Raw genomic sequence first — 21,759 nt, 5'->3', positions numbered from 1 at the left:
CTATGCATAAAGTCCTTGTCGTTGGTTGTGGTGGTTCCGGCGCCCAAACGCTGGCCTATTTAATGGATCAATTGAAAACCACACTGGCTGAACGTTTGCCGCAACGGTATCCAACGCCGAAAGACGTTGTACTCCCCGCAGCTTGGCAATTTGTAAGTATCGACGTACCAACGGTTGCGGAAAAAGCAGGTCCAAACCTCCCCAATGTTTCTGAAGCAGGTGGCCACTATATTTCCTGCGGAAGCAGTGACCGCTACGCAACGGTTGATGCCGCCGTGTCCCAACAATTAGGTTCACGGCGCGAACTGGGGACAATCGCAAGCTGGGCATTACGCAACCCCACCGCCGAAACCACGGTCGTGGGCTCAGGAGCTGGCCAATTCCGGGCGATTGGGCGAATGCTGATTTTGAGCAAGCTCAAAGAAGTACAAGCGGAAATTGCCAAAGCCTGGGACATCCTTTTTAAATCCGAAACCAATAGAGAACTTTCTGATCTCCGATCCGAACTCTATGGTCGAGCCCAGCTTTCCGGAGAAACCAGTAACGAACAACCACTCGTGTTTGTTGTATCCTCCATGGCTGGTGGTGCTGGTGCATCAATGGCGATTGACGTTTGTAGGCTACTTACCGGCCTCGATGGCCTTGCGCCATCATTGACGTCGCTATTTATGGTGACACCTGATATTTTCTCCAGCCTTTCCGCAGACGCTGTGGCTGGCACAAATCCCAATGCACTCTCGATGTTTGCAGAATTAGTAGCAGCCCAATTCGGCGCCGCCACTGATGAAGATGTACGAGTCTTCCGAGCACTCGGTGTTCCAGTAGGTGCTACTGATGAGGTTCCTGTGGGACGTATATTCCCAGTGGGCATACGTTCTGGTGAAAAAGGCGCTCGACTAGGTAATGGTGAACCCAAAACTGTCTACCGGGCGCTCGGGCGAGGTCTAGCAGCCCTTATGGTTGATCACAACGCTATGCAAGGATTTGGTTCCTTTACATTGGGCAATAAAGGTGGTTTATCGGCGGACCATAGTCGTTTTGCTTGGGGCGTAGAAGAAACAAAAAACGTTCCGTGGGGGACCTACGGATATGCACAACTGTCCATGGGGCGGGATCGTTATGGGGAGTACGCGGCACAACGTCTGGCAAGTTCTGCGGTAAAAAAGCTGCTCCAAGGCCATTTTGATGCAACAAACCCAGCTTCGGGCGATGCTCAAATTGAAGAAAAGCTCACCAATAACCTTAATGGAATTCATAGCCGAGTAGCAGTAATCCTGCCGCCGCCTGGGCAGAGTGGCAATTGGATTATGTACACGTTCCAAGATGAGATAAATCAGTGGGCGCAGCGCATTGGAAGCCGCCTAGAAGCACGAATACCAAGTTCAGCTGGCCAGAAGGGACGTGATTGGCTGCCAGCTATCGAGCAGGCTTTACAGTCGGTGAATCAAGACGCAAAACAAGATGTTGACGGCTTGCTGTATGCGGCCGTATACCACTGGGCCAGCCGTGAAGTAATCCAAGAAAAGCTCCTGGATTTGATTCGCGTTGAAGTTTCTAAATACGGCGTGCCGTATGGAAACGCCGTATTAGCCAAAGTGCGAAGCTACCTTGAAGAATCCATGATTGGAGATGCTCGCAATGTGGCAAACACCCAGGTAGGCATTGGACTTTCGCCAGAACTGCGAACAAGTCTGGCAAATAATAAAGGCAAAATCACCGATGATGCGGCCTATATTCGCAGCATTGTTGATGACGCCATTCCGCAGCTGCGGCGTTGTGCTGTGGTCTATATAGCTCGTCTTTTTGCTCCAGTATTGGAGGATTTCCTTAAGAACTTTATCGGGCCATTGGAAGCCACAATGCGGCGGGCACACAGTGAACTCGAATCAGCGGCAGCTGCGAGCAACGACCCAGATCTTGGCGTTGCCCAACTTAAAACAAATGTACCCAACCTATGGCCGGATGAACGCCAAGCAAGTGTTCCAGACCGCTTTAGCCAAGCAGCCAATGAAGTGTTCCTTACCGATGTGGAAACTTTCCCGAATCAATTCGAACACGACATTATTGAATCTGCTCGTGATGCATCGACCGGAGACGTCGATTTCTTGTCTGGACTTTATATTTCGGCGCAACGCGTCATAGGCGCTGATTGGGAATCAAAGTCCGGTGCGGAGCAAGCGCCACGTGATCTTCTGCTCCTTAAAGAATCTTGGATCGCACGAGACCTTACGGTTGCTCCAGGAGAAGCGAATATTCATGGTGACCCGCGCCCGGCTCGTTTTGCATTCCAAATTTCACCGGCTGAGGTATTGGAGCGTAGCCGCCAGTATATCCGGCGCCCTGGTTTTTCTTTCCACCGGTTTATTGCCACATCACTGCGAGAGTATGTGACTAATGATGCGTTGCCTGAGCATGAGCGCGAGCGGAGGCGTCAACAGGTACTGAGTCGGTTTACTGAGGCAATGACCAATGCGCTTCCATTGGCCCAGGTAAATCCCCAATTGGTACAGGCTATTTACAATAAAGAACTGAGCTATGCGTTTAATTTCTCCCGAATTCCATTCGGTGGCGATAGTATCGCTCCACTATTGGAAAAAACCGTGGCGGATTATCCAAACCATGCTCCGGCAGACCGTTCAAAGCCACTCGGTGATGCATTAAGCAATCAGGGTGATGAACGTTCAATTGATATTTTTGGTTCGTACCCGAATTACATGCCTATTGTTTTTGAATCTCTTTTGCCTCCAATCGCGGCGCAGTGGGATCGGACTGCCGGAAATCGCTCAGAATTTTGGGCTGCGCGCCGGGCACGTCCACTGACCGCAGCATTACCTATGTCAGATAAAGAACGGCATGCGATGGTTGCGGGCTGGTATATCGGCAGGCTTACCGGAACTGTGTATTGTCCCGGCACCATGGATGCCCGGGATGATGAACCCGTACAAGTCTATGACCATAGTGAGCAGAAGTGGGTGGATTTTGCCACTCCAATGCTTACCCCGGTTTCACGTTTCCGTTCTACTCTGGATTGGTTGCCGAACCTACTTGAATCTGCATCTTTGGCATGGGCGAGGGTAGGAGACTACCCGCTATTTGAGTCGATCCGGCCATATGTTCTGCTACGGAAGCTCTATGATTCTGAGGATCAACCTGCGAATGAAAACCGGACGCTTCAGGCCCAAAGGTTGTTACAGCAATGGCTCTTTAGCGGTGAGCGTAAATCTGGCGAAATTCACCAGATTCCTGGCACGGAAGCCTCAGTAGCGCCTGAGGACCGGTTAGCCGCAGCGAAGGAATGGTTGCAGAAACAGGGGCAAAATGCTCAAGCATATGTTCCTTCTTCGCAAGCAGGTGCGGGTCAATTGCATATTAGTTCGGATCGCCAGTTTGGGGATATTACAGATAGGAATCTTGCGGCTCGGCTACCGGTATTTCATGATATCGCCGCAGATGTTGTCCAGGTAAGTGCAGAATTGATTCGCATTTTGGATAAAGCCTATGCGGCTGGCCCACCGCGAGCCGCTGCAACAGTGGATCCGTTCGCTCCTGCATCAAATCCTGCGAATACTATTGAAATGCCAGGTGAAGGGGACTTTTAATGAGTAGTCTCACTGTATTTGTTGGTCGAGGTTCGTTGGCCGCTGGGATTCGTCAAACTCTTGAAGACCTCGCGGCATTAAACCTGGTGGGCGACTACATTTGGGTTGATGCCGATACCTTCACTAGTTCTGCTTCGATGACGAGTTGTGCGGTTACCGCGCCTGATGGCACAACAACCGTGCAGCAAATGCCCCTTAATGAGGCTCTGACTCGTTCGCGTGCGGAGCGCCTTATGGTTGGGGTGATTAATGACGTATCGACGCCGCAGGGCACTATGTCCAGCGAAAATCTTGCGCCATTTATAGAAGCTATCGACGCCGTCCGAATTGGCCAACGCGCACAGCGCGCTAACCTTATGATCGCGGCAGTTAATACGCCAACAGCAGGTGAACTCCCAATACTTCGTGGTTACATTAACCTGATGCTCGCCCCGGAAGACAGTATTGGGCCCGAAGCAACACCGATTTCATATGTCCATGAGCGACTCACGAGTAAATTTGTGTTGCACTGCGCCACTGGAATAGCAAGTCTTTTTGGCATTTGGGAGGGACACTCTAAAGCTCCTGTGGCGCGGATGGAACCCGGACATGGCGAAACTTTCCGCCTTGTACGAACCTTTTACCGACGCATTGACGGGCAGGAAGTTCAGCAAAAACTCAAAGAACGCATTTTTGATATAAAGCGTAATCCGCTCCCCATTTTGCCGCATTCCGGTCGGAAGGTTACGGCTCAATACACCAATGATCACCGCACTATGAATGCGGAATGTGCTGAGGAGTTAATCCAGGAATATCTACCTTTATTAAAGGGTCCACGCAGCCAAGGTTCTGGCGAACTCACTCGGCTGCAAACAAATTCGGGCGCTGCATCGGAGTATTTCGGCCGATTTGGTAAAAACCTTTTGTCTGCCCCGGTTCGATGGTTCCGAAACAGTAGTGATGAACTCAGCAATTTAACTAGTCAAGCAATCCAAAGTTCGCTCTATGGCACCGATTCCAGAGTGCAGGTTGGCAGTGGTCCAGTGCTCGGAGCGGAAAATCCTCGCCAAATAGTCGAACAGCGGATGAATAGGGAACAAGTGGCTCGGGAGTATGCGCCACTGTGGCAGAGCTACGAAAACATGGCAATGACCATGGTCGATGCAAAACCACGCCCATTTGGGCAATCAAATTTACCTAGATATCCAAAAGCTGTAGCTCAAGGCGAAACCGAACCAGTGTATGTTGTGCCTGACGCCCAAGTGGTTATTCCTGGGCCCCGAGTGCGTTTTGGCAATGATTTACCTCCACAGCTAAAAGCAATGCTCAATATGGATTCCATTGCCTCGTATGACTTAATGGAAGCCGAACGTTATGAGCGGACTTTATCCCAACAATCCAATATTCAACACCGCGATATTGGTCGGATTATTGGAGAATTTGGCCAATGGCGAAATACACATTCGGACAGCTTTGCTGCAAATGTAAGCAGAAGGCTCGGAAGCACTGTTCGAGATTTGGAAGCTGAAGCGCAATCATGGAAACAACGCGCTGAACAATTGCGCAACCAACGGCAAGAAGGACCCAAAACAGCTGCATTGCTTATTGGCATTCTCCGCTGGTTAGGGTATGTGACGTTTTGGTCTTGGGCGGCATTCATTGGAATGTGGTTGGCCTTCCGCGGTGATGTAAATGAGCAAGGTTTGCCGGTATATCAATGGGTGCGGGCATTTGAAATGTCTGCAGCTAGTACAAAATCCACGTTTTTAGTGGTTTGGTTTGTGTTGTGGATGGTGCTTTTCTTCACCCAAATAGCATTGGAAACTCGGGATGAAATCCGCATACTGAATCGCCGACGCACATTGGTAAGTGAAATTGAAGCGGCGGAAAAAAATTATTTCACTTGTGTGGAAGCCCAAGAACGAATCCGGACTGGCTACCACCAATTTGTAGCTATTTCACATCAGCTCGGTGCGGTGATGGAGCAGCCGTTTGGAACAGTGCGACAGTATCGAGTTGAAGGTGTAATACCAGTAAACGATATGCCAGCATCTGTCGTGCTTGCAGAAGCTAACCCAGATGAAGCCGTAATTGAAAACGTTGCTCGTCGCTTCCGCGAAAACCTTTACCATCAAGGTTGGATGCAATCACATGTACAGGAAGCCCGTGGGGCTGCTACCGCACAATTGGAGCAACAAGAGGGTATTCCGATTCGTACCGAGAATATGCATGCACTTACAGGCCGCGGTACTGGTACGGCCTTGGACCGCATGGCTCACCTTATGTCGAGCCCACAATATAACTTTGTGGATCGCAGCACGGATGAATGGAATGCTATTACGAAACAACTCAAAGATGTTGTGCGTATTGAGCGGGGGGATATTCTGCAACCTGTACAAATCAGCCGCGGCGGTGAGAAAACGCAGGTGCCAAAGCTACAACAATTAAGCAGCTCCGTGCACCAAGGCTCGTTTAATGCGGAATTTATTACAGAAGCTGGTCGTGTTCATGGTGTTGAAACAGTGGATCGTTTCTTTTTGCAAGAAGGTGGATCCGAGCTTGATGCCATTGGCGTTAGTGAAGTGCTTGTACAAATAGGACGACCGGCGCGGGCGGGAGATATTCGGGTTATAACACCACAGCGCATAAAAGTTGAGCCGCAAAACGCCCCCGTGCCACCGACTTCTGACGATGATTGGGCTATTCCGCAGGATTATCAGATGCCACGGGTAAATAAGCAAGACATGCCTGGTGAGGGAGAATTCTAATGGCTACAAGGGCGGAGATTGTTTTCGATTTGTATTTGCGTTGGCGGCAGCGTGCTGCGAGCCAATTTACAGACGAGCAATTACCTACAATTGATCAGCTAAAAGAAGTGGCCCTTAATACCACATTGCTCCGTAAAGAAAATGCTGCTCCGTTGGTGAATGTTTGGAATAAACCGCTTACGATGATCAGGGCATTGGTGGATACTGATAATGCTCATGGCTTTGAGAAACTCCCTGAAGCATTGCTTTTCACTCCTGTGCTTGAAGCGGGGGTTTGGCCAAGCCCAGAAGTATCGCGACCAAGGCATAATCCGCCGCGAACGGTGTTTCAACCAACGCAACAAACATCGCCGCCTGCCCCGCCACAGCGGCACGTTCATGAAACTCTGCAAATGCGGCGTGATTCATTACGACCATCGGCGCCAGCACAACCCCCAGCTTTCACGACGCCGGTACCTGAACCGCCGAAGCCTTCACTTACCGCGGTTCCAGAACCATCGGTGTCAGTATCGACGCCCCAACCGCCTAAGGTTGCTGATGTTCCGTCACCTCCACCACCACCTCCCGCCCAGAGTCCTGCACCACCTGTAGGTATAGACCAGCAAGATTCTTTTAGGGTCAATGAAGCGGATTTTCGGGACTACGTGTTTACGGATTTCCGCAGGCTTGATGGTTTTGCGGATCCCGTTGCCGTTGGGACCGTGAAAGCCCGCCAACAAGACGACTACATTCATATCGAATGGTCAATGCCGAAACCCTCTGGAAATGAGGTTCGGCTTTTTAGGGTGATTAGTGATGAAGAAGAATTCGATTTGGACCCCGAAATCGGCGAGCAGCGGTGCGTAACTATCGGTTCGGTATGGGTAGATACTGCGCCACTGACCAGCGCAGTTCGTATGTATCAAGTTTGGGTACATACTGGGCCGACTGAGTTACTGGCATTACAATCTGAACCAGTTTTCGTTGGTGAAGACTACGTAATTGAACCTGTGGATGACCTTGAACTGTCGGTTGCTGGTGGAGAGATTTGTGGTCAGTGGTCACCGAAACGTGGGACATATCGTGTAGCTGTGTACCGAGCAACCGATAAAGATCGGGTGACATTTAAACCGAAAAACGAAATCGAATTATCAAAACAGAATTTGCAAGGTTTTCGTTTTATTCCAGACCAGCGCGGTGTTTCCTACAAATTTATTGTGCAGCGACAGGTTCGCTTACGTAATTCGGTGGTTTCTTCACGTCCTTCTCAAGAGCAATCGATTGATGTGCCAGCTGAGGTCTCACAAGTAGATATACGTGTAGTTCGTACAGACATCGAAGGCGATGTACGTTTTGATATTTCTTGGGAAAACCCGAGTTCCGGAGAAGTGCGTTTGTACCGGACGCAAAATGCGCCAGAAGATGGGTTAAGTGGAAAGATTATTGACCTTGCGCATTTAGAGGATTATGGATTATCGCAGCGTGATTGGGCCAATGATTTGGAGCGTGGAGAAAACCACTGCACTGTTGCGTGGCCCGTTGATTGGTTCACAATCTATCTAACCCCAGTATCTGTTGTCGGTGATAAATGTATGGTTGGACAATCTCATTCGCAGGTGCGGGTGGGCGAAGTGACAAATCAATTTATCCGAGAACGGGTGGTAAACCAACTGGTCACCTTTGGTTGGCCAAGAAATGCGCATGAGGTAACTGCGTTTTTAGGCACCGGTGCGAAACGCGAGCAATTAGCGGCAATAGATGCGCAAACATACCAGGCTGAAGGTGGTATGCGTTTATCATTACGAACCCCCGGAGATATTTATCTTGTGCCATCTGTACATCATCGTGGTGAGATTATTTGGGGTGAAGAGACTCAACTGCACTACGCAGGCGTAACGCGTTTGGCATATAACATTTATCCTCACGAGGGACGGGTGTATGTGCTGTTATATGCAGAGTATCCAGAGCAAGTTTCTCGTTCATTTACGCTGCGGTTTCAGCAGCATCGGTTGCCTTTAGAGGCAGGTGATGGGTTAGAGGTAAAAACCCGAAAGCACAGTCCACAAAATGCAAATTCCGTGTTTTTACCTGGTATTCATGCCACGGAGCTATACCCGGAGAAAACGGTGGAATATTGGGAGGTTGATCCGCAGTTATTTGAATTTGGCCGCGGTGGATTTATTCGGCTTTTTAGCCATGAACAGTTTGGATCCGATGGTCGGGCTATCGCATTGCAGGATCCGCATGTTGGCCGTCTTATGGTTGATGAGTTAGCGCGTCGGGCACACGCCCACCACCAGCAAGGAGGATCATAAGGCCGTGGACGGGGCACACAATCGTTGGGCTCATGCAACTTACGCTTCCTTCCGGAAATCTCATGGTGGTGGTGGGGGTTGGCGTTTGGGTCCTACCAGTGGGATTGATGCTGGGGAAGCAGAATGGCTGCGTGAACATGCTCCTACTCGCCTAGTTCCAGTGGAAGCATTCAATGATTTTATTAGCCAAGACGAAATCGACCAATTGCCGCGTCGCTTTGAGTTTCTTCCTGATGCACTGCATGGTTCCGGTATTTATATGCATTCGGTACCGGCAGGTAAAGATGCCACGGGGCGTCCGGGCAATGTGTTTACTCATGCAGTGTTTGATCATTGCTTAGATCAACCTTCGTCGGTGGATTACCCTATTGAGCTTTATGGTTCACCTGGTTTCGTGGCCCCATTTCGTGCAAATGCGGTGAATAATGCGGATATAGGTGCTGGTGGGGAGCTTCCTCGCGGTTCGCTGGATCCGGAAGTTGCTTGGTTTATGGTCGATGTTATGCTCGGCGATCGCGTGGGTGCACTGTACGCTTTGCAGGATGCTGTCGAACGTGGGGCCGTAGTGTTGTTAACTCAAACTACGCAGGAGGCAGCGTATTGGGTGTATGCATTGTCTATGACTATGGCGCCCTCCCAGGCAAAAGGGTTAGGATTTTGTACTTTTGACCGGGGCGATATGGTCGTTGTAAAGCCACATTGCGTGAGTTGTGTGCCGGTGCATGATCGGCACATATTGTCGGTGGATTGTCCGATTGTGGACGTAAGCGATCCGAGTACGTTTATTGAGCCAACCTCCCCTTGGAGTGTGTTTACCCAAGCGTTGCGGGGGACGCCATGGGCCGAGGTCGTCGAAAAGCTGCGGGCAAAAGACAAAGGTGAGGGTGAGTTTGCTTCGGGGCTGGCAGAACTCGTATTGGAATCACAACAAAGTTTCGACGTCGCGACCGTCTCCCTTGCGCGGCAGTTTGCTAAGGTGACGTTAGTATCAGCGTTTACAGATCCAATGTGGTTGGCACATGAGTTTCCGGAACCATTGCCGCTGTTAGAAGATGATAAAGAGCGTTTTGCGGGAATTCTAACGCAAGTGCCTGAACTGGCATTAGCGCAGGATCTTCGCGGTGAGTTATTTGTGCGATGGCTAGAATATGGTGTGCGTTCCGGTGTTGTGAGTGTAGAACAACTGTGCACTTCAGTATATAGCCAGCTCATTGCAAACAATGGCGATGTTTTTGTGTGGTTATGCACTCTAACGAGCTTGGAAAACTTGGTATGTGCGCCGGCCTTAACGGTTGCTTGGCAGCGTCGCTTTGATCTTTATGGGGCGTTTGCACAGGATTGGCTGGGCGCGCCGGGAGCCACGATTCATCCTGTAGCAGCGCAGCAATTGGGCTTCGCTAAAGCACCATCTCTGCAGCTCCAACTTACGGAGATTGCCGCAAGGATTCGGCAGGAGGGACTCGGTGCTGCAGCGCCTTTTGAATATGCGACTTTGTTTCGTGAAATGGCGCGTTTGCAATGCAAGTATTCGTATATTTTGCCGGATAGTGGTGATGAGCTTACTGCATTGTGGGAACAAGTAGGTGAGGGGTTACAGGACACCGGCTTTCAAACATGGATAGATTATTTGCGCCAAGACAATGATGTTTTGGCGTTATTAGATACATCAAGGTTTCTTGGCGATATTGTGCCTGTGCTTTGTGAAGAAGAATTTCAAACGATGTTATGGAACCTGCCGAAAGCCTTTGATACTTGCGAGGAGTTCCGTAATGCCATTGTGCGGCTGGTTAGCGTATTCGTTCCATTTTCGCAGGTTGCTCCGCTGTTTAGTAATGACTCCGCAACCGAGCGCGAGATTTTAGACATGCTACTGCATACGCTGGTACATGGAATTTCCTGGCAGGATATTCCAATGGATGATTCTGAGCTCCATAGTTTATTTTCTTCCGTGATTTGGCCGGATTATCTTGCGGCCTCCGCCGATAAATCGAATGTTTTTGCTGCAGTGGACAAATTATTAGCTTGGGTTGCTGCGAGCCCGAATACTCTGTTGATTGCGCCATATGCGCAGCATTCCATTGCTAGGCTTGCCACATTTATTGCTGAACGTAAAGGAGAGATCACGTGCTAGCTAAAAAGCTGACTCCTGGGCAACGGTATGTTGTTGAAGGTATTTCTGAATTAAATGCACAATTCTCGGTGAGTACCAGCAATGATTGTGGGTTCCAGTTTTCCGTTCCTGGGGTTGATTCTCGACGCCGCGGTAATAGAATCGCCACCCGGAATCTCGTGGACACCACAAAGATTATCGTGACGCCGGAGGGTGAGTATTTTCCTTCGCGAACAACCCTGTTTGTGTCGTTGACGTTACTTGAAGAACAGCGTGAAAATGATCTTCAAATAGATTTTCCGCCGTTCGATGTATCGAATCTTTCGACGTTTACTTTGGGATCGTTAACTATAACGCCAGCAGGGTTGGTTTTAGAGGCTGCGGAGCTCTCTGAAGATGTTGGACTGGACTCTACATCGAGTGAAATTCGCTCTGTAGCCCGCTCAACGGTAGGCGTTGAATCCCTTTCGGATACTCGGAAGCGCAATACTACTTTGATTTTGGATGTGAGCACTTCTATGGGGCGCTCGCTCAAACAAGAGCAATTTATAGCGATGTGTCAGTTTGCTAGCGGAGTTTTGGCAGTTGCCGCTGCAGATCGGCGGATTAGTTTCTGCACCAGTTCGGCAAATGCACGTCCGACGGTGATACATAGCAATGATGTTGAGTCCATACCGTCTCGGAATTTCCAATTTACAGAGGCTGGCTGGAACTTAGATATGGATACTATTGATCCTCAAGACGCCCTGGTCATTATTTCCGATGATATTCCAGCAGCATTGAGTGGCCGAGATGCCGTACATGTGCTGACGCCGCGTCAACCAATCTATACCGGAGCTACATATACGCTTTTCGACGCCGCCCTAATACAGGCCGTTCAAAGCAACCGCAGCGATATTCTTGCGCGGGAAACAGAGACCATGTTAAAGACTCTTACGGGAGAGAAATAAATGGAACCTTATAGAGGGCAATTGGACACGAAATGTCCGTATACGTTCCAACGGATGGATCCCGATGCCACGACATCACCATTTGTTTCCAATCCGGAAGAGTCTCCACTGCCTGAGGGTTGGCAAGGCTCCGGAACAATTACTTTTGCTATGGCGGGAGCCCGTGCTTCTGGAAAAAGCCTGTATATCGCCGTGGTAGTAAAATTGCTGAAGCAATTGGCTATTGCCAATAATGGGATTTTTAGCCCTGCCGATGAACACACTCGGCGTACCTACGAGGAAAAATACGAGCAGCCACTGTTTAAACAAATGGGCTTGCTGCAATCGACGCCTTCTGCAGCATCAGCGGATGCACACCAACGACGCCCGCTTATCTTTGATATTGGTATGCATCAACGTGACGGTGTGCGCCAAAAAATATTTGTGGTTTTTCGCGATGTTGCTGGTGAAGATCTGAAAGAAGAAAACTTTTTTAGCCGGAAAGATGATTTATCGTTTTTCCGCTACGCCGACCGGATTATCTTCCTTTTTGATCCTATGGCTGTGCCACGTATCCAACAATTATTGGCTGGCGCGGTACCGCGCCATGAAGTTGGGGACGATGATCCTACCGTGGTTTTACAGAATGTTTTACGTGTTTTGGGGGCGGAACATCGTCCTGATATTGCTTTGGCGCTTTCAAAGTTCGATACAATGCAGCGTCTTGCCGATGTAAATCAAGGAGACCAATACTATTCTGGCAGCGTTAATTGGCAGCGAGTAATGAATAACTTTGGTGCTGGTTTTTGCAGAGAAAACTCGGCGATCACCGAAAAGTTTAATAACGATAACAGCCTACTTTTGCATTTTGAAGTATTGAGTCTCTTAGATTGCCTTGGCGCCACCCAGCTCATTAATCAATTGCGCCAGCCCATGTACGGTGTCGAACCATATCGCTTTCAGTGTTTTGCAGTTTCCGCATTGGGGGCACCGCCCGATGGAGACCAAATTAGCCGCAGTGGTATCGCGCCATTTCGTTGCCTTGATCCGCTACGTGATTTATTTAGCAGACTCGATTTAATGAATGGAAATAGCCTGTGAGGTATTGGTTTGATGAAGCCCGTCAACGCCTAACCCAAATCGTGGAGACTGAGCAGGGAGGGCGTCGAGAAGCAGCATTGGATACGGAAGCACTATTTGTGAGCTATACGCCACCCGAACGTGAAGGCAGGAGCCTACAATGACCGAACACCCATTTGCGGGCCAAAGCCCCTTCCAACAGCAACAAAACCAGCGTAATTGGCAGCAGCCTGAGTCTTCTATGGCGAAAGCCGATATTGAAAAACTCGAAGAAGCACAAGCAGCGCAACAACAACGAGGGCTTTCAAAAGTAGGCAAACTTGTACTTGCATTTGCAACTGCAGTGATCACCATTATCTGCGTATTACTGCTCATGATTTGGTTGTGGGGTAGTGGGACAATGTTGTCTGCATTCGAGGATCCTGCGCTCAAACCATACCTGGATAGTCTGCGGTAGGTTGCACACGAGCACAGTGACTGCTAAAAACGGACTTAGCACTCTGCATAAGCAAGTGCCAATCAAACGTTGAAGCGGGTGAGGGTGGTACTTCACTCACACGCCACCCCTGCCGTCGCGGGCGCCCGTTTCAAAAGAAGTGAGTGTCGTCCTATATAACAAGGAGCACAAACAAACATGGCAAAGATCATCGCATTCGATGAAGAAGCACGCCGCGGCCTGGAAAAGGGCCTGAATACCTTGGCTGACGCAGTCAAGGTTACGCTCGGCCCAAAGGGCCGTAACGTAGTCCTGGAAAAGTCCTGGGGCGCCCCGACCATCACCAACGACGGTGTTTCTATCGCTCGCGAGATCGAGCTTGAAGACCCGTACGAAAAGATTGGTGCTGAGCTAGTCAAGGAAGTGGCAAAGAAGACTGACGACGTCGCAGGTGATGGCACCACGACGGCAACCGTGCTAGCACAGGCCCTGGTTCGCGAAGGCTTGCGCAATGTTGCAGCTGGCTCAAACCCAATGGGCATTAAGCGGGGCATTGAAAAGGCGGTAGCAAAAGTCACCGATCAGTTGCTTTCCTCTGCAAAAGAAATTGAAACCGAAGAAGAAATCGCAGCAACCGCTGGTATTTCCGCTGGTGATCCAGCAATCGGTGCGAAAATTGCAGAGGCAATGTACGCAGTTGGCGGCGGCAAGCTCAATAAAGAGTCCGTTATTACCGTTGAAGAATCAAACACCTTCGGTGTAGAACTCGAAGTCACCGAGGGTATGCGCTTTGATAAAGGCTATATTTCGGGCTACTTCGCTACCGATATGGAGCGCCAAGAAGCCGTTCTTGAAGATCCATATATCTTGTTGGTGTCCTCCAAGATCTCCAATATCAAAGAACTGCTTCCACTATTGGAAAAGGTTATGCAGACCGGCAAGCCACTGCTGATTATCGCCGAAGACGTTGAAGGCGAAGCCTTGTCAACGCTGGTAGTGAATAAGATTCGTGGCACCTTTAAGTCTGTTGCAGTAAAGGCTCCTGGTTTCGGCGATCGCCGTAAAGCACAATTGCAGGATATGGCAATCCTTACGGGTGGTCAGGTTATTTCCGAGGAAGTTGGACTCTCCCTGGAAACTGCAGACCTGCCACTGCTCGGCCGCGCACGTAAGGTAGTTGTCACGAAAGACGACACCACCATCGTTGAAGGTGCAGGCGACGCAAAGCAGATCGAAGGTCGTGTAAATCAAATCCGTGCAGAGATCGAAAATTCTGATTCGGAATACGACCGCGAAAAACTTCAGGAGCGTCTAGCAAAGCTGGCTGGCGGTGTTGCCGTAATCAAGGTAGGCGCAGCTACCGAGGTTGAGCTAAAAGAACGCAAGCACCGCATTGAAGACGCCGTGCGAAACGCAAAGGCGGCCGTTGAAGAGGGCATTGTTGCAGGCGGTGGTGTTGCACTTCTGCAAGCTGCTCACGTACTCGACGGTGACCTTGACCTCCACGGTGATGAAGCAACAGGTGTCAAGATCGTTCGCACCGCACTTTCTGCTCCACTGAAGCAAATTGCAGTGAATGCTGGCTACGAAGCTGGTGTGGTAGCAGACAAAGTTGCATCGCTGCCTGCTGGTGAGGGGCTTAACGCTGCGACTGGCGAGTATGTAGACCTGATGGCCGCAGGTATTAATGACCCGGTTAAGGTGACTCGTTCCGCATTGCAGAACGCTGCCTCCATCGCTGCGCTCTTCCTTACCACTGAGGTGGTTGTAGCTGACAAGCCGCAGCCAGCAAACGCTGGTGTTCCAGGCGCCGATGAAATGGGTGGTATGGGCGGTTTCTAAACCCCGTAAAATCCCGAAAAGCCCTAGGGGCATGAGATCCAGTCTTATGCCCTTCTTGGGTTTTTATTTTGCATATGACCGTTTATATTAGTGGGTTAAATATAATTCGAAAAAGCGCTTTGATTTTGGGGAAAAACGAGGCGCCTAGCTTGATAAAACATATAGAGAATATAAGACGCGACTGGTGCTCAAATGTTCGCCTTGTGTGCGTAGAGTGCCTTCTCTGGGGTTGAGGCGGCAAGTTGTTATGAAGTTGCTATGAAAGCAAAGTTTCTGGATAGCACTCAGCAGGTTCGTGTATAAGTGGGTTGCGTTTACATTTGTCTAAAATAGCCCCGGAAGGGGGTATTTTGAGGGACTTTCCTTTGCGAATTTTTAGTGATTCCGACGGAGATTTTTGCAACTCGCAAGTTATCGTATGTTTCCGTTCAGGTGTTACTTGCTTCTCGGGAAAATCTTGGAAAAGTTAGAGGAAACGTCTTCTAGCGGCGAAAACAGCCAGGTCATAGTTGATTGTTTGCTCATCACACTTTCTTTATAAAGTGATTTGAACTACATTGGATCTTTGGGTGTGTAACCATGAGTCGTGGTTGACGAGACGATGGTGACACGCTTAGATTGTTGTCAGACGTCCTGAGGGCGTCAGCAACTGGAAACTTCACCAGCATCCACATTGCTGGTCCCTCTAATAGGAGATAAACATGGATCTCAAAGCTATTGGCAATCAACTGGGTGACTTCTCCACTCTCGTTGAGAACGTGAACGGTTTCTTCAAGAACCTCATTCCTGCTTATGGGGAAGCATGGGACCTTTCCTACTTCTGGATCTTCGGTTCCTAATCAGCTCAGGTACTGAGCAACCCAAACTTCAAAAGACCTAACACATAGGAGTAATAATGTTCTCTGATTACATCGTACTGTCACTCGACGACTCCCTCATCAAGCACTTCTTCGCTTCCATCGAGCACATTGGCAAGCTCGCTGGCAACGTTTCCAAGATTCTTGGCCTGATCAAGTAATCACTTGATGTAGTAAACGTATTTGCAACCCCGCTAGGTGACGATCTAGTGGGGTTTTCGCATTTCTTTTTGAACGTGGGCCAGGGAGTGCTGTGGTAGAAAGCAGCCCGATAGATAGTTCCAACGAGTAGAATTACGTGTATGGCTGACAATACCGAGACTGAGCTCCCTGTAGTCGACTTGGCTGCTACCCAAGGCTACATAGTTGATGATTCTGATGAAGATGATCCGGTACTGATCCAACCTGATGGCACTCCAGTGGAAACATGGCGGGAAAATTACCCGTATCAAGAGCGCATGTCGAGGAAAGAATACGAACGCACCAAGCGCGCGCTACAAATTGAGCTACTGAAATGGCAGAACTGGACCAAAGACACCGGTCAGCGTCATATTATCCTTTTCGAGGGCCGGGATGCGGCTGGTAAAGGCGGTACGATCAAGCGCTTTAACGAGCATTTGAATCCTCGTGGCGCTCGTACGGTGGCATTGGAAAAACCGTCGCCGCGTGAATCTACCTCTTGGTATTTTCAGCGGTATATTGAGCATTTTCCTTGCGCAGGGGAGATCGTGTTTTTCGATAGGTCTTGGTATAACCGATCCGGCGTCGAGCGTGTAATGGGGTTCTGTACAGAATCTCAACACGGCGAATTTTTACGAGAAGTCCCAATGCTTGAAAATATGATTATGGGCTCCGGCATTTCACTCACAAAGTTCTGGTTCTCAGTTACTCAGAAAGAACAAAGAACACGATTTGCTATTCGGCAAGTGGATCCAGTGCGGCAGTGGAAGCTTTCTCCAATGGATTTGGCTTCTCTTGATAAATGGGACGACTATACGCGTGCGAAAGAAGAGCAATTCCGTTATACGGATACTGATGAATCTCCCTGGATCACTATTAAATCCAATGACAAAAAACGGGCTCGTATTAATGCAATGCGATTTGTATTAAGCAAGTTTGAATATACGGGTAAGGATTATGAAGTTGTTGGGGAGCCTGATCCCAAAATTGTTCTCAGGGGACTTGATCAAATTGGGGATTGATTGTTAGTCATTCTTAAAAAGACCTCCTTGGTTACTCTGCCAAAGGGGGTCATTTTTATTGGAGTGTAATGAACTCAAAGACGCAAACAAAGGTTTGAAAAATTACGGTGGGGGTGTTTTTAGATTGCTTCTTCAGAAACTATCGGACATTCTTTTGAGTTCGGCGCCCTAAAAAAGGGGGCTGCGCAATGTATATTTACCCCCAGAAGATAGTGAAAGTGATAACGGGAAGATAAATTAGATTCCAAGTCCTTGCATAGGTTCAGCTTATTGGTAAATTAAGAGTTGACCGCTTCAAAAGACGCGGAGTTCGCTCAAAACTGAAAGGTTCTATCATGTGGTATGACTGGTTCTTCTATCCATTGTCTTGGGCATTTGGCTCATGGGGCTGGTATGACTGGTACTGGTGGTGCTAATCTCCGCCAGTTAGTAAAATAATGTAAGCTTCCGCTTTTTCAGCTTGGCGGAAGCTTGCAAAGCTGAAAACCTCCAATATCTTTACGGGACTTTAAATACCCCTGCAAATGGGGGCTATAGAAACTTGCAAAGTTTCTCAAGTTCTGTAAAGATAGAAGCAAGTCAGCTCATATGAACTGACTAAAATCACTATTGAAAGGCACTTGATATGCTCGCTTGGCTCGACACGGTTCTCTTCACCCTTTCCTGGGACCTTGGCTCCTTCGGCTGGTGGCCATTCTTCGTCTAAGGGTAGATGAACTAAAATAACTTTAAGGACTGGTATAGTCCTTAATTACATACCGGATGAAAATCCAAAAATTCTCGAGAAATAATATAGATCTATATTGAAGTAGGCGCTTGCTGGGTGACGATCCGGCGGGCGCTTTACTTTTTGTTTACTCTTTCTTTATTGGTCGGAGAATTTCGATGGGGTTACCGAGCCACCTTGTGTAGGGCGGTAACGAATCTCCACGCATAACCAATGAACGGGGGCCAACAGTTGCGGCGTTTCCTATGGTAGAAGCGGGAAGTGACACTGAATGCGGTCCGAGAGTTGCTCCTTGACCAATTCGTACAGTGTCCAGACTCATAACGCGATCTTGGAAAAGATGTGTTTGCACTACACAGCCAGGACCAATTGATGCTCCTTCGCCTACTTGGCATAGGTCTGCCTCGGGGAACCAATAACTTTCAATCCAAGCGCCGCGTCCTATTTTTGCGCCAAGTTCTCTCAGGAACCAGTTCAGTGCTGCTGTTCCATGGTGGTATCGGCTAAACCAGGGGGCGGCGACGACCTCTACAAAGGTATCTTGCAGTTCGTTCCACCAAATAAAGCTACTCCAAAGTGGATGCTGACCTGGGGTAACGTGGCCTATGCAGAGCCATTTTATAGTGATTGTGAGCCATGCCGCGAAGAATCCTGCGGCCATGAATGCAAACCCACTGAGAGCATAGGCAATTCCCCAGCCGTAGGTTTTGGAAATCCAATAGAGGCCAAGGAGAAGGCAAACGGCAATGTTCGCTGAGGCTATGGGGGCAAGGATTCTCATTGATTCAACACAGGCGCGTTTTAGTTTCATATGAAATTGCGGTGTGTATGTGCGTGAGTCGTCGGTAGTTTGTATGGTTACTCTGCGCAAGCGTTCTGGTGGGCTTCCCCACCAGTTACTTTTTGCTTTACTCCGTTTGGGGGTGAGTGAAAGGACTGCCACGAGGGAGTCTTTGCGGAGCTTTATCCCAGGAGGCAGGACTCCGGAATTTCCTAGGAAACTACGTTTACCCACTTGGTTATTCCCGGTAAGTAGCCATCCATGTCCCAGGGCATATCCACCAACAAGAGTGTCGTCGGCAAGGAACGATCCTTCTTTAACCTCCAAAAATCGAGGGATTGCTACAGTCGTTGAAATTTCCACTTCACGACCAATCCGGGCGCCGAGCATACGGAACCATAGAGGCGTGATTTGGGATGCATAGATGGGGAATAAATGTTGGCGTGCTTCATCCATAAGCCGAGTGATTGCCCAGGAGCGTAGGCCTTGAGAGGATCGAACTGGATGGATTCCAGGGGTAAGCCCTAAGCTTAGGATTCTTACTAGAATAAACGTGGTTAGTGCATACAAAACAAAAGCGAAGATTGCCCCTAGTGTGCCTATAGCCCAAAGGCGTTCAGTAAAATGCCATGCTGCGTAAAAACCTGCGGCTAATGACGCTACGGGAAGGATTCCGAGGATATTTGCGCATAGTGTGTACATACCAGCCCAGACGGGGCGTCGTGGAGGGATATTGTCGGGGAATTGGGATGTTGCACGGGAGATTTTTTTGGCGGGTGATCCCGCCCAACGAGAGCGTGGTTTAACTCTGCCATTTATTGTGGAACCAGGTTCTACTTGTGCATTTTTATCTATGACGGTATCTGGCATAAGCACTGTTCGGGTTCCAATGCGTGCGTTTGTGCCAATGCTTATGCTGCCAATATGCAGGATGTCACCATCAAGCCAATATCCGCTAAGGTCTACTTCGGGTTCGATAGCGCAACGGTCGTTGAGACGCAAAAGTCCGGTTACGGGAGGCACGCTGTGCATATCGACGCCGCGGCCGACACGTGAGCCAGTGAGTCGCGCAAACATTGGCATCAGCGTTGAACATGATGCGGAGTGGACACCGGAAGCAATGACTATTTGTTCCGCTGCCCAAATTCGTAGGTGAATCTGTCCGCCTCGCGGATAGCTACCAGGTTGAATGTTGTGGGTGAGGCAGCGAATAGCGATGGCTGCTAGAGGAATTCTGCCAAACGGTGTGAGAAATAGCAGAGCCATTGCGAGTACTAGTTGCCAGGATGGACCAAAACCTAAAAATGCAGTAATGAGCATTAGCCAGGTGACCCATTGAGCGCCTTGCCAGGTCATTGTGGCACATTGGATTAGATTTTGGGCGATACGAGTGCGCAGTGGCACTTTTTCAATAATGCGTTCGTCGATTACATCATCGGCTTCATCGTCTAGACACTCTGCAAACATGCTGAGTCGTGGGCGGTCGTAAAGGTCTCGGACTGAGACATTTCTATAGCGTTCGCGGACTCGTGCGATTACAGTAGCAGCGGCAAGTGAAGTTCCACCGAGTGCAAAGAAATCTGCATCAGAACTACTTACTTTTGCGCCTAAAACTTCAACCCAGATTTCAGCAACCCACTGTTCAATTTGACTTAAATTTGTTGCACTTACTTCGGCGCCAGGAAGTGGCCAAGGTAATGCTCGTTTATCAACCTTTCCTGAAGTGGTAACTGGCAGTTCATCCATAACGAAAAGCCGCGGCACAAGTGGTGCCGGCATAGCTGTAGATAACGTTGCGTAAGCGGCGTCGATATCAAAACCCGCAGCAGGGGTTTCCAAAGATAGATATCCAACTAAAACTGTGGTGCCTGTATTTGTTGATTGTGGAATAACGCATGCGCCGAGCACATTTGGAAGGGCGGATACATGGGATTCAACTTCGCCGAGTTCGATACGCCGTCCGCCAATTTTTACTTGGTCATCAACACGGCCAATAAAATATAGGCCGTCTGATTCAAGCCGCACATGGTCGCCTGAGCGATACGCGCGCGCCCAACCGACTGATGGCAATGGTGAATATTTTTCCTTGTCTTTTGCTTCGTCGAGGTACCGGCCTAGGCCAACGCCTGCAATTACCAATTCGCCGACTTGACCAATGTCAACAGGATTACCCTCAGCGTTGACCACAGCCAGGTCCCAACCTTGCAATGGAAGGCCAATTGACACCGTTTGACCAGGGAAAACTCGGGAAGCGCAAGCCACAACGGTCGCCTCAGTTGGGCCGTATGTGTTCCATACTTCACGGTCAGCTGTGGCTACACGATCAACTAGTTCTGGTGGACAAGCTTCGCCGCCGAAAATAAGTAATCGGACGTTGTCAAGCGCCTCAGCAGGCCAAAGATTTGCCAAGGTTGGCACCGTAGAAACCACAGTGATATTTCGACTGATCAGCCACGGTCCAAGATCCATGCCGGAACGCACAAGTGAGCGTGGGGCGGGGACTAAACAAGCGCCGTGGGCCCAGGCTAGCCACATTTCCTCACAGGATGCATCGAAGGCTACAGATAATCCCGCTAGGACGCGGTCGTCTGGTCCAAGGGGGGAGTTTTGTAGGAATAATGCAGATTCTGCATCGATAAATGCCGCCGCATTACGATGCGTAATTGCGACGCCTTTTGGGGTTCCAGTTGAGCCAGAGGTAAAGATGATCCAGGCGTCGTTGGTATGTCGTGGTGGGCGAGTGTCTCCGCCGGGCGTGGCCCGTAGGATTTCGATACCAGCGGATGTAATAGCTGCGTGTACTTTAGCTTCACCGAAGACTAATTCTGCACGCTCATCTGGATCATCTGCGTCTACAGGAACATAGGCCGCCCCAGCGGCCAGTGTGGCCAATATGGCGATATAGAGTTCCCTCGAGCCGGAGGGCATCCGAATACCAATGCGGTTTCCCCGTCGAATTCCAAGAGCATGAAGTTCTTTTGCTTTAGTATGGATTGCTTCCCACAACTCAGAGTATGTTAATACAGTGCCGTCATCGATGGCGGACGCATTTGGGTAGGCATCCACTGTTTGCCGGAGAATATCTATAAGGGTACGTTTCGGGGAAGCTTCATTTGAGCGTAGAAATTGGCTAGGTATCTGCGACAACGGCATCG

13 protein-coding genes are annotated in these 21,759 nt (G+C 49.4%); 12 read left to right on the top strand and 1 reads right to left on the bottom strand.

All coding sequences use genetic code 11. From position 1 onward, the window contains the following. Positions 1 to 2 precede the first annotated feature (2 nt). The 12 genes from CFREI_RS11910 to ppk2 all read left to right on the top strand — a co-directional run bounded on the left by CFREI_RS11910 (position 3) and on the right by ppk2 (position 17,096). A complete protein-coding gene (locus tag CFREI_RS11910) occupies positions 3 to 3,599 on the top strand; it encodes a tubulin-like doman-containing protein (RefSeq protein ID WP_027013012.1) in 3,597 nt (1,198 codons plus the stop codon). Further along, positions 3,599 to 6,346: a hypothetical protein gene (locus CFREI_RS11905; protein WP_027013013.1), complete on the top strand. Its 2,748-nt coding sequence runs from the start codon at positions 3,599 to 3,601 to the stop codon at positions 6,344 to 6,346. Before CFREI_RS11910 ends, CFREI_RS11905 begins: the two co-directional genes overlap by 1 nt. After that, a complete protein-coding gene (locus CFREI_RS11900; RefSeq protein WP_051256003.1) occupies positions 6,346 to 8,640 on the top strand; it encodes a SaeA-related protein in 2,295 nt (764 codons plus the stop codon). Before CFREI_RS11905 ends, CFREI_RS11900 begins: the two co-directional genes overlap by 1 nt. A 4-nt stretch (positions 8,641 to 8,644) precedes the next feature. Then, on the top strand, positions 8,645 to 10,771 hold the full coding sequence (locus CFREI_RS11895; protein WP_027013014.1) for a GAP1-N2 domain-containing protein: 2,127 nt from the start codon (positions 8,645 to 8,647) through the stop codon (positions 10,769 to 10,771). Then, positions 10,765 to 11,700, top strand: a complete 936-nt coding sequence (locus CFREI_RS11890; RefSeq protein WP_027013015.1) for a hypothetical protein — start codon at positions 10,765 to 10,767, stop codon at positions 11,698 to 11,700. The genes CFREI_RS11895 and CFREI_RS11890 overlap by 7 nt, the downstream gene beginning before the upstream one ends. Before the next feature lie 54 nt (positions 11,701 to 11,754). Next, complete coding sequence (locus CFREI_RS11885; protein ID WP_051256004.1) at positions 11,755 to 12,780, top strand: TRAFAC clade GTPase domain-containing protein; 1,026 nt, start codon at positions 11,755 to 11,757, stop codon at positions 12,778 to 12,780. After that, positions 12,777 to 12,923, top strand: a complete 147-nt coding sequence (locus tag CFREI_RS11880; protein WP_156907776.1) for a hypothetical protein — start codon at positions 12,777 to 12,779, stop codon at positions 12,921 to 12,923. Before CFREI_RS11885 ends, CFREI_RS11880 begins: the two co-directional genes overlap by 4 nt. Next, complete coding sequence (locus CFREI_RS11875; RefSeq protein WP_027013016.1) at positions 12,920 to 13,216, top strand: hypothetical protein; 297 nt, start codon at positions 12,920 to 12,922, stop codon at positions 13,214 to 13,216. The genes CFREI_RS11880 and CFREI_RS11875 overlap by 4 nt, the downstream gene beginning before the upstream one ends. 177 nt (positions 13,217 to 13,393) lie before the next feature. After that, entirely contained in the window at positions 13,394 to 15,037 is a 1,644-nt protein-coding gene (groL, locus tag CFREI_RS11870) for a chaperonin GroEL (protein ID WP_027013017.1), read from the top strand. 701 nt (positions 15,038 to 15,738) lie between these two features. Further along, complete coding sequence (locus CFREI_RS11865; RefSeq protein WP_156907777.1) at positions 15,739 to 15,876, top strand: hypothetical protein; 138 nt, start codon at positions 15,739 to 15,741, stop codon at positions 15,874 to 15,876. Positions 15,877 to 15,932: 56 nt separating this feature from the next. Next, complete coding sequence (locus tag CFREI_RS11860) at positions 15,933 to 16,055, top strand: hypothetical protein (protein ID WP_276201889.1); 123 nt, start codon at positions 15,933 to 15,935, stop codon at positions 16,053 to 16,055. Between the two features lie 141 nt (positions 16,056 to 16,196). Further along, on the top strand, positions 16,197 to 17,096 hold the full coding sequence (gene ppk2 / locus CFREI_RS11855) for a polyphosphate kinase 2 (protein WP_027013018.1): 900 nt from the start codon (positions 16,197 to 16,199) through the stop codon (positions 17,094 to 17,096). Positions 17,097 to 17,950: 854 nt separating this feature from the next. On the opposite strand, the gene CFREI_RS11850 is transcribed toward ppk2, so the two are convergent. Then, on the bottom strand, positions 17,951 to 21,757 hold the full coding sequence (locus CFREI_RS11850; protein ID WP_027013019.1) for a Pls/PosA family non-ribosomal peptide synthetase: 3,807 nt from the start codon (positions 21,755 to 21,757) through the stop codon (positions 17,951 to 17,953). Positions 21,758 to 21,759 lie beyond the last annotated feature (2 nt).

This window comes from Corynebacterium freiburgense (genome assembly GCF_030408815.1).
In the GTDB taxonomy this organism is placed as follows: Bacteria; Actinomycetota; Actinomycetes; order Mycobacteriales; family Mycobacteriaceae; genus Corynebacterium; species Corynebacterium freiburgense.
Note: the sequence above shows the minus strand (reverse complement) of the source record. Positions and strands in the feature narration are given on the sequence as shown.

Coding starts and splice junctions, on each gene's coding strand:
- groL (WP_027013017.1), top strand. CDS start 13,394: ATGGCAAAGATCATCGCATTCGATGAAGAAGCACGCCGCGGCCTGGAA.
- CFREI_RS11850 (WP_027013019.1), bottom strand. CDS start 21,757: ATGCCGTTGTCGCAGATACCTAGCCAATTTCTACGCTCAAATGAAGCT.
- ppk2 (WP_027013018.1), top strand. CDS start 16,197: ATGGCTGACAATACCGAGACTGAGCTCCCTGTAGTCGACTTGGCTGCT.
- CFREI_RS11900 (WP_051256003.1), top strand. CDS start 6,346: ATGGCTACAAGGGCGGAGATTGTTTTCGATTTGTATTTGCGTTGGCGG.
- CFREI_RS11905 (WP_027013013.1), top strand. CDS start 3,599: ATGAGTAGTCTCACTGTATTTGTTGGTCGAGGTTCGTTGGCCGCTGGG.
- CFREI_RS11865 (WP_156907777.1), top strand. CDS start 15,739: ATGGATCTCAAAGCTATTGGCAATCAACTGGGTGACTTCTCCACTCTC.
- CFREI_RS11875 (WP_027013016.1), top strand. CDS start 12,920: ATGACCGAACACCCATTTGCGGGCCAAAGCCCCTTCCAACAGCAACAA.
- CFREI_RS11910 (WP_027013012.1), top strand. CDS start 3: ATGCATAAAGTCCTTGTCGTTGGTTGTGGTGGTTCCGGCGCCCAAACG.
- CFREI_RS11860 (WP_276201889.1), top strand. CDS start 15,933: ATGTTCTCTGATTACATCGTACTGTCACTCGACGACTCCCTCATCAAG.
- CFREI_RS11885 (WP_051256004.1), top strand. CDS start 11,755: ATGGATCCCGATGCCACGACATCACCATTTGTTTCCAATCCGGAAGAG.